Source organism: Pseudoclavibacter sp. 8L (assembly GCF_902506465.1).
GTDB lineage: Bacteria > Actinomycetota > Actinomycetes > Actinomycetales > Microbacteriaceae > Pseudoclavibacter.
The window spans coordinates 1671153-1680046 of the sequence record NZ_LR733186.1 but is presented as its reverse complement, the minus strand read 5'-3'; the positions used below and the strand labels follow the sequence as shown (position 1 = coordinate 1680046).

The 8894-nt window shown below is 69.0% G+C and carries 9 protein-coding genes; 1 reads left to right on the top strand and 8 read right to left on the bottom strand.

Translation table 11 applies throughout. From position 1 onward, the window contains the following. Positions 1-201: 201 nt before the first annotated feature. From GV007_RS14630 to GV007_RS14620, 3 genes are all read right to left on the bottom strand, one after another. The gene (locus GV007_RS14630; RefSeq protein WP_160073680.1) at positions 202-879 is read right to left on the bottom strand and encodes a CE1759 family FMN reductase; all 678 of its coding nucleotides are present in this window, start codon (positions 877-879) and stop codon (positions 202-204) included. A gap of 116 nt (positions 880-995) precedes the next feature. Next, entirely contained in the window at positions 996-2162 is a 1167-nt protein-coding gene (locus tag GV007_RS14625; RefSeq protein WP_104244763.1) for an LLM class flavin-dependent oxidoreductase, read from the bottom strand. 94 nt (positions 2163-2256) lie between these two features. Further along, the gene (locus GV007_RS14620; protein WP_160073678.1) at positions 2257-3252 is read right to left on the bottom strand and encodes a DMT family transporter; all 996 of its coding nucleotides are present in this window, start codon (positions 3250-3252) and stop codon (positions 2257-2259) included. Between the two features lie 70 nt (positions 3253-3322). Here GV007_RS14620 and GV007_RS14615 point away from each other — a divergent pair, with 70 nt between their 5' ends. Continuing rightward, positions 3323-4210 carry a LysR family transcriptional regulator gene (locus tag GV007_RS14615; RefSeq protein WP_160073676.1) on the top strand — a complete coding sequence of 296 codons (888 nt, stop codon included), beginning with the start codon at positions 3323-3325 and terminating at the stop codon, positions 4208-4210. Positions 4211-4217: 7 nt separating this feature from the next. Here GV007_RS14615 and GV007_RS14610 read toward each other — a convergent pair whose 3' ends face one another. From GV007_RS14610 to GV007_RS14590, 5 genes are read right to left on the bottom strand one after another with little or no spacing between them, the layout of a single operon-like run. After that, positions 4218-4778 (bottom strand): gluconokinase, encoded by a 561-nt coding sequence (locus GV007_RS14610; protein WP_236558516.1) that lies wholly within the window; start codon positions 4776-4778, stop codon positions 4218-4220. Next, positions 4775-5851, bottom strand: coding sequence for an L-idonate 5-dehydrogenase (locus tag GV007_RS14605; protein ID WP_201297712.1), 1077 nt, complete (start codon positions 5849-5851; stop codon positions 4775-4777). Before GV007_RS14605 ends, GV007_RS14610 begins: the two co-directional genes overlap by 4 nt. 34 nt (positions 5852-5885) lie before the next feature. Then, entirely contained in the window at positions 5886-6623 is a 738-nt protein-coding gene (locus tag GV007_RS14600; protein WP_160073674.1) for a fumarylacetoacetate hydrolase family protein, read from the bottom strand. Next, entirely contained in the window at positions 6623-7420 is a 798-nt protein-coding gene (locus GV007_RS14595; protein ID WP_236558514.1) for an SDR family oxidoreductase, read from the bottom strand. Before GV007_RS14595 ends, GV007_RS14600 begins: the two co-directional genes overlap by 1 nt. Next, positions 7417-8874 (bottom strand): MFS transporter, encoded by a 1458-nt coding sequence (locus tag GV007_RS14590; RefSeq protein WP_160073672.1) that lies wholly within the window; start codon positions 8872-8874, stop codon positions 7417-7419. The genes GV007_RS14595 and GV007_RS14590 overlap by 4 nt, the downstream gene beginning before the upstream one ends. Between the last annotated feature and the right edge of the window lie 20 nt (positions 8875-8894).

Below are 8894 nucleotides of genomic sequence, written 5' to 3'. Positions count from 1 at the left end.
CGAGACGGGAGATCGGGCGGGACCGGGCGGGACGGGACTTGACGAGAGGAGGGATACCGGCGCTCACGCCACGCCACGCCACGGGGTGGCGAAGTCACTTCGTGCTGGAGAAGTTCCCATAACCAAGTGACTTTCCCAATCCGAGACGGGCACCCGAGGTAGGGCGGCGAGGCAGTGCGGCGAGCGCGAACCGCAGCGCAGCTAGGCCGCGCCTCCGCCTGCGGCCATGCGCATGAGGTCGGAGTTCAGCTCGATGCCGAGCTCGGTTCCGCCTGCACTGCCGAGCTCGTGCTGGTAGCCGCCCCAGTTGTCGCCGCGGATCGTCTGCTCGACACCAGCCTCCATCAGGGCGAGGAGCTCGACGGAAGCGCGCTCGATGCGGGACCCGAGGCCCGCATCCTGCCAGTCCTCGGTTGAGGCGAAGAGCGACGTGGGCACGGTCATGGTGCGCAGGTACGCGAACACCGACCGCATCTGCTCGTCCACGACGAGCGCGTGACGCGCCGTGCCGGCGGTTGCGGCGAGCACGACGGGCTTGGCGATGAGGAGGTCGTTGTCGAGGGTCTGGAAGAACGACGTGAAGAGTCCGCTCGGCCCGGCCTTGTAGACGGGGGCGGCCGCGATGATGCCGTCGGCGTCGCGGAGCGCCGCGATGGCGCGCTCGAACTGGGGGCCGAAGCTCTGCGAGCCGAGGGCTGCCGGCAGTTCGGGGAGGAGCATCCGCAGATCGATGTGCGTCGATACAACGTCACGGCCTCGTGTCGCCGCGAGCTTGGAGACGCCACGCTCGATGCGGTCTGCGAGCAGCTTCGTCGACGACGGGTCGCTGATACCGGCGTTGACGACGACGACCCGGTAGGCGCCTTGTGCGTTGGTCATGGGAGTCCTTCCGAACTGGTTCGTGCTGAGGGAAGAGCGAAGAGGAGAGTCGAGGGGCCGAGCGGATGCGCGGGGCCGACCGAGAGGGCCGGCCCCGCGCACGCGTTTCTCGATGGCTACGCGACGAGCGCGGTGTCCTGGTAGGGCGAGGAGCCGGTGACGTTGTCGCCACGGTTCTCGTTGGGGCGAGGCTGGCGCGGCGCGGCGTCGCCGTACTTCGCGAGGACAAGGGACTCGTGCGTGGGCGCGTCGGGGACCTCGGCGGGCCGAAGCGCCTCGAGCTCGCGCCGCAGCACGGGAACCACTTCGGAGCCGAGGAGCTCGAGCTGGTCGAGCACCATGCCGAGCGGCAGGCCAGCGTGGTCCATGAGGAACAGCTGGCGCTGGTAGTCGCCGAAGTGCTCGCGGAACGTCAGGGTCTTGTCGATGACCTCCTGCGGGCTGCCGACCGAGAGCGGCGTCTGCTGCATGAAGTCCTCCATGCGCGGCCCGTGGCCGTAGACGGGCGCCTCGTTGAAGTAGGGACGGAACTGGTCCTTAGCATCCTGCGAGTTCTTGGCGATGAACGCCTGCCCGCCGAGGCCGACGATCGCCTGCGATGCCTTGCCGTGGCCGTAGTGCTCGTAGCGCTGGCGGTAGAAGTCGATGAGGCGCATGTAGTGCTCCTTCGGCCAGAAGATGTTGTTCGCGAAGAACCCGTCGCCGTAGAAGGCGGCCTGCTCGGCGATCTCCGGGGTGCGGATGGAGCCGTGCCACACGAACGGTGCCACGTCGTCGAGGGGGCGGGGCGTCGAGGTGAAGCCCTGCAGGGGAGTGCGGAACTTGCCTTCCCAGTCGACGACGTCCTCGCGCCAGAGGCGGTGGAGCAGGTTGTAGTTCTCGAGGGCGAGGGGCAGGCCGGAGCGGATGTCCTTGCCGAACCACGGGTAGACGGGGGCGGTGTTGCCGCGGCCGAGCATGAGGTCCATCCGACCCTTGGAGAGGTGCTGCAGCATCGCGTACTCCTCGGCGATGCGCACGGGGTCGTTGGTCGTGATGAGGGTCGTCGACGTGGAGACGCGCAGCGTCTTCGTGAGTGCCGCGATGTGCGAGAGGAGCACGGCGGGCGAGGAGGAGAAGAAGGGCGGGTTGTGGTGCTCCCCGATGGCGAAGACGTCGAGGCCGACCTCTTCGGTCTTCTGCGCGATCTTGACGATCGCGTCGATGCGCTCGGCCTCGCTCGGCGTCTCGCCGGTGACCGGGTTGCGTGTGATGTCGCTGACGGAGAAGATTCCGAACTGCATGTTCAGCCCTTTCGTTGTGGATGCACGGGCCGGGTGGGTCCTGGTTCTGGACCCCCAACTCCATGCATATGCATACAACGTAGCGCGTGCGGATCTATTCCCGCGGACTCGACTCCACTGGCAGCGCACCCTCGACGGGAGCGGCGACAGGGGCAGCGACAGGGGCGGCGGCCACAGTTCGAGCCCGCATCCCGGGCACACGCCCTTGACTCGCGAGCACTCCCACGACGACGATCAGGCCGCCGAGCGGCTGATTCCAGTGCACCGACTCCCCCAGCACCACGACTCCCAGGATGACGCCGACAACTGGCGAGAGGTAGGTGACGGTGGATGCGCGAGCCGGACCCCAGTCGCGCAGGATGCGGTTGTACCAGATGTAGGCGAGCCCGGTCCCGAGCACGCCGAGCCCTGCGACGGCCAGGAGCACCGGCAGGTCGAGCGAGACCTCGCCCCGCGCGGTGAGGGGCGCGAGGAGCCACACGATGACGGCGGCCAGGCCGATCTGGACGGTCGACAGCGTGATCGTGTCGTATCCCGAGCTCGTGAGGAACCGGCGCATGTAGAGCCCGGCGAATCCGTAGGAGATGGTGGCGCCGAGGCAGGCGAGCTGCGCGGGCAGCAGCTCGGGCGCCTGGCCTGTGCCGATGAGCTGCCAGGGACCCGCGAGCACGACGACCCCACTCAGGCCGACCACGAGGCCGACGACCTGCGTGCGCGTGAGCCGCTCGCCGACGAGCACGATCGGCATGAGCAGGAGCGTCATGATGGGTGTCGTCGCGTTGTAGATGCTCGAGAGACTGCTCGGCATGTACTGCCCAGCCCAGGCGAAGAGCGAGTAGGGCACAACCGCGAGCGCGAGGGACACGACGAGCATGTGCACCCAGATCTTCCGGCCCCTCGGCCAGCGTCGCCGAGTGACCAGCATGATCGCGACGAGTGCCGCGGCTCCCAGCGTGAGCCGCCCCAGCACGAGCTGCGCTGGACTGAGCCCTTCGAGTCCGACTTTCATGAAGAGGAAGCTCGCACCCCACACGAGAGAGAGGACGACAAAGGCGGCGACGGTGCCGCGGGTGTTGCCGGTAGGACTCATGGGACTTATTGTTGGCGGCACCCACACATGAGGCAAATGCATCTGCTTCATCCCCACATGAGGAGACCTCATGAGCGTCACCATCGCCCAGCTCCGTGCGCTGGTCACGGTCGTGGATCGCGCGTCCTTCACCGTTGCCGCCACCGAGCTGGGGGTCAGCCAGTCGGCGATCTCGCACTCCGTGACGGGCCTCGAGAAGGCTGTCGGCGGCCGGGTCCTGCGCCGCGACGGCGGGATCACCCTCACCGCTCTCGGCCTCGGTGTGATCGAGCACGCGCGAGCCGCGCTGGCCTCCGTCTCAGCATTGGAGAGCGCCGTGCGCCGCGACGAGACCCTGTCCGGCACCGTCCGACTCGGAGCCGTCGCGACGGTCTGCCAGGGGCTGGTCCCCGATCTGCTCGCCCTGTGGTCCGCGCGACTGCCCAACATCGCCGTGTCGATCTACGAGGGCGACGACGAGGAGATGCCCGAGTGGCTCGAAGCGGGACTCGTGGACGCCGCGGTCCTCGTCGAGCCATCCCCCGCACCGCCAGGCGGACTCCTCGTCGCCACGGACGAGTTCGCTGCGCTCGTGCCCGCTGACCACCCGCTCGCGCAGCAGGATTCGATCCCGCTCGACGAGCTCGACGACGACGGCCTCATCGTGTCGACGGGCGGATGCGAGACGCACGTCAGGAAGATGCACGACGAGCTTGGGCTCCCCTACGTCTTCTCGCACCGCGTCCGCGAGATGAGCACGATGTTCCGCATGGTGCAGCAGGGCATGGGCGTGGCCGTCATCCCATCCCTGGGGCGCGGGATGCTCCCGGAGGACCTCGTGATGCGCCCGCTCACGGCACGCAGGCCGCGGCAGCTCGTGCTGTCCGGGCCCACCACTCGCCCATGGCACCCGCTTGTGGGGGCACTCGTCGATGGGACTGGCGTCGACTTCGCGAGCACGGTGAAGGTCGAGCTCTGACGGCCCCTCAGGCTTCGGAGGGTTCGGCTTTTTCGAGGTACGCGACGATCGCGTCCACGATCTCGGCTGGCGTGCCCGCGACGGGAACCACGACCCCCGCTTCCCAGGGCGCGAGCGGTTCGAGCACCTCGAACTGACTGTCGAGCAGCGTCGTCGGCATGAACTCGTGCTGTCGCGTTGCGAGACGTGAGGCGACGAGGTCGCGCTGGCCTGACAGGTGGATGAAGCGCAGCTCGGGGACGCTCGAGCGCAGCAGCTCCCGATACCAGCGCTTGAGCGCCGAGCAGGCGACGATCGTCACGCGTCCTTCGGCGGCGTTCGCGGCGATCGTCGCGCCGATGACCTTGAGCCAGGGCACGCGGTCTTCGTCGTCGAGGGGGTTCCCTGCCGCCATCTTCGCCTTGTTGGCGGGCGGGTGCAGGTCGTCGCTGTCGATGAAGGTCACGTCGAGTCGTGCCGCCAGTGCTGAGCCGATCGTCGTCTTGCCCGTGCCCTGCACCCCCATGACGACCATGGGCGGACGCGCAAGCGCTGGACGCGCGGCGCCTTCGGCCTCCACGGCCGTCACGACGCGGCCCCGTCCAGGCGAGCATCCGCGTCCGCGTCGGCGAACGAGAGCAGCACCTTCGACGACCTGGAGGCGTCACCTGCGACGGCAAACGCCTCGAGCGCCTGCTCGACCGGGAACTCGTGCGTGAGCACTGCATCCACGACCAGTGAGCCGTCGGCGAGCGCGCCGATCACGGCATCGATCTCGTCGGTGAAGCGGAACGAGCCGACGAGGGTCAGCTCGCGAGTGATCGCGAGCGACAGGAGGGCGGGGACTTCACCGCTGCGCTGCAGACCGAGCAGGACGACCCGGCCCGCGCGACCGGCGCCGCGGATGGCGCTGGCGAGCCCCGGCACCGTGCCAGACGACTCGATCACGACGTCGGCGTGCACGGCGGCGAGCGCCGCTGCATCCCGCGCGTCGATGACGCGATTCGCGCCGAGCTCGGTGGCGACGGCGAGCGGCAGCTCGTGGAGGTCGCTCGCGATGATCTCGGCGGCACCGTGGTGCTTCAGCACGGCGACGACGAGCGCACCGATCGGGCCGGCGCCGATGACGAGCACGCGCTTGCCTCGCACGTCTCCAGCCTGCCCGACTCCGTGCCAGGCGACGGAGGCCGGCTCGGCAAGGGATGCCAGCTTGAGGTCGAGTCCCGCTGGCAGCACTCGGAGCATGCGTGCCGGCAGGGCGACGCGACGCGCGAAGGCCCCCTGGGTGTGCGGGATGCGCGCGGCGGAGCCGAGGTAGGTGCCGGCAGGAGAGAGGTTCGGTCGCTCGGCCGGGTAGGGCGTCACGCCATCATCACCCTGCGTGGCGGGGTGGACGGCGACTCGCTGGCCGACCTGAGGGCCGCTCCCGTCAGTCGCTGCTTCGAGGATGGTGCCGACGATCTCGTGGCCGAGGAGGAGCGGGTCACGCAGGATCGACTCCCCCGCGGCCCCGTGCATCCAGTAGTGCAGATCCGATCCGCACACGCCGCCATACGCGATCGCGACGACGGCCTGATCCGGGGTCGGCTGCGGCTCCGGCAGCGCGTCGAGCCGCAGGTCGCCCTTGCCGTGGGCGACGACTGCGAGGTTCTCCTGGGTCACTTGCGAACTCCTTGCACGTCGAATCGTTCGTGGCTCAGACGCATGGCGTCACCAGCGGCACGCCCGCGACGGTGATCTCGATGAGGTCACCGGGTTCGGCTGCGAACCCCGACTTCGGGGCGCCCGTCATGATGATGTCGCCGGGGCCGAGCGGCACCCAGCTCGTGACGTAGGCGACGCACTCGGCGATGCCCGCTGGCAGCTCCTGGCTTCCGGTGAGCACCTTCCGCTCGCCGTTGATGCGCACCTCGAGCTGGGCGTCGGCGAGGTCCGCTCCCGTCTCGATCCAGGGGCCGAGCGGCGTGTAGCCGACTCCGCCCTTGCCCTCGAAGTTGCGGGGGTCGACGCTGCCCCGGTCTGGGTTCGAGATGTCGTTCACGGCGGTGAGACCGAGGATCACGGTGTGCGCGTCCTCCGCAGATACGTCGACCGCGTCACGGCCGATGACGACGCACACCTCGCCCTCGATGACGACCTTGCCGACGCCTCGGCGCAGCACGACCGGGGTTCCGCTCGGCACGACCGTTCGGGGGCTCTTCAGCCACGCCTGCACCGGTGAGGGATGCTCCGGCCCGTTCTGCGCGATCCCGACGACGATGCGCGGCTCGCTCGGAGCGAGCAGCGTCGCATCCGCGACCGCTTCCCCCTCGCGCGTCGGCTCGACGCCGCGTGCGAACGCCTCGTAGGGGTCATTGCACGGCACCCACGAGTCGCCATCGGCGAACGCGTGCGTGACGGTGCCGTCACTGGTCTGGATCCTGGAGATTCGCATCACACAACCGCCGTCATTCCGCCATCGACATAGATCGTCTGGCCGTTCACGAACGCCGAAGCGTCACTGGAGAGGAACACGAGCGTACCGACGAGCTCGTCGACCTGCCCCCAGCGCCCGGCGGGCGTCCGCTGGGCAACCCAGGCCGAGAACTGGGCGTCGTCGACGAGCGCCTTCGTGAGCTCGGTCGCGAAGTAACCGGGAGCAAGCGCGTTCACGGTGATCCCCGCCGGCGCAAGGTCGGCGCAGAGCCCCTTCGTGAGCATCACGATCGCGCCCTTCGTCGCACTGTATGGCGCGATCGAGGGGCGGGCGATCTGCGACTGCACGCTGCCGATGTTCACGATCTTGCCGGTGCCGCGCTCGAGCATGCCGCGAGCCACGCGGCGCGAGAGGAGGAACGCGCTCGTGAGGTTCGTGGCAAGCAGCTCATGCCAGTCGGAGTCGGTGAACTCGGCGATGGGGGCGCGCCGCTGGATGCCCGCGTTGTTGACGAGGATGTCGACTGTTCCGATGCTCGCCTCGAGTTCGCCGATGCCGGCATCCACCGCTGACGCATCCGTCACGTCGAAGGTCGAGACGATCGGCTCGGCCGGCGTTCCCGCGAGGCCGAGCGCGTCGGCGATGGACGCCGCCGCGCGCTCGGCTTTCGCCCGGTCCCGTCCGTGCACCACGACCCTGGCCCCCGCGGCGGCGAGACCGCCGGCGAGTGCCCGGCCGATGCCCTGGCTCGACCCCGTGACGAGGGCTGTCCGACCTGTGAGGTCGAAGGCCTTCAGCCCGGCTGGGAGGCTCACGGCTTGGCCCCCACCGCGGCGGATGCGCTGCTCGCGGCGCCTGCGCCAGGTGCGGCCTCGTAGATGTCCTGCAGGTCGATCAGGCCGGTGTCCTCTTCGTCGGTGGAGACGCGGATGGCGTCCTCCTTGCGGAGCAGGTCGCGCCCCTTCGTCTCTGGAACGAGGAACGTCGCTGCAGTGGTGATCGCGGCGAGCGTCGCGAGGTAGAGCCCCATGACCACCCAGTTGCCGCCGGTGAGCGTGAGCAGCCACGTGCCGACCACGCCGGCCAGGCCGCCGGCGAGGACGGCAGAGAGCTCTCGGGCCATGGCCACACCGAGGTATCGGTGCTTGTTGCCGAACAGCTCAGGGAGCATGGCGCACTGCGGCCCGAGCATCGAGTTGACGGCCACACCGATACCGACGGCGATGACCGCGATCGTGAGGGGCCCGTTGCCGAGCGAGAGCATCCACCACGCGGGGAATGCGAAGAGCAGCATGAAGACGGCGCCGAACCGGTAGACGGCGCGGCGGCCGAGCTTGTCGGAGAGGTGTCCGGAGAGCGGTACCGAGAAGATGCCGATGAGCGAGCCGATCGTGACACCCCAGGTCGCGATGCCTCGGTCGACGGGGTTCGCGATGAACGTGCCGGCGACAAACGCGAGCGACACGTTCTGGAAGATGTACGAGCCGCCGTTCTCGGCCATGCGCAGGCCGATGCCCGTGATGACGCCAGGCATGCCGCGGGTGAAGATCTCACGGATCGGGTGGTCGGCGACCTGGTCGCTCTTCTCGAGCTCGACGAACGTCGGGGTCTCACGGAGGCGCATGCGGATGAACAGCGCGACGAGGATGAGGGCGAACGACCCGAGGAACGGGATCCGCCAGCCCCATGACAGGAACGCCTCGTCCGGCATGAGCGTCAGCAGGCTGAAGACGACGGCGGCGAGGAGCGTGCCGGCCTGGATCCCGACGAACGGGAGCGCGGAGAAGAACCCGCGGCGCTTCACGGGCGCGTATTCGGCCATGAGCACCGTGGCACCGGCCTGCTCGGCACCGGCGCCGAAGCCCTGCGCGAGACGGAGGAGCACGAGCAGCGCTGGGGCCCACAGCCCGATCGTCTCGTAGGTGGGGAGGAGGCCGATCGCGGTGGATGCGCCGCCCATGAGCACGATCGTGATGACAAGCACGCCCTTGCGGCCGAGGCGGTCACCCATCGTGCCGAAGAAGAGCCCGCCGAAGGGACGGGCGACGAAGCCGACGCCGTAGATGGCGAAGGCGCCGATGACGGCGACGGCCGGGTCGCTCTGGTCGAAGAAGAGCTTGTTGAAGACAAGCGCCGTCATAAGGCCGTAGAGCGCGAAGTCGAAGTACTCGAGGGCAGAGCCGATGCTCGAGGCCAACGTCGCGCGGCGCAGGTTGTCTGCGTACTCCGGGTCGTCGGTCGGCACTGGAGGCCGGGTGTTCTCAGTCACGAAACATCTCCTTTGATGTG

What these genes read in the sequence shown, in the direction of transcription:
- GV007_RS14630 (WP_160073680.1), bottom strand. Translation starts at nt 879, where the DNA reads ATGACCAACGCACAAGGCGCCTACCGGGTCGTCGTCGTCAACGCCGGT.
- GV007_RS14625 (WP_104244763.1), bottom strand. Translation starts at nt 2,162, where the DNA reads ATGCAGTTCGGAATCTTCTCCGTCAGCGACATCACACGCAACCCGGTC.
- GV007_RS14620 (WP_160073678.1), bottom strand. Translation starts at nt 3,252, where the DNA reads ATGAGTCCTACCGGCAACACCCGCGGCACCGTCGCCGCCTTTGTCGTC.
- GV007_RS14615 (WP_160073676.1), top strand. Translation starts at nt 3,323, where the DNA reads ATGAGCGTCACCATCGCCCAGCTCCGTGCGCTGGTCACGGTCGTGGAT.
- GV007_RS14600 (WP_160073674.1), bottom strand. Translation starts at nt 6,623, where the DNA reads ATGCGAATCTCCAGGATCCAGACCAGTGACGGCACCGTCACGCACGCG.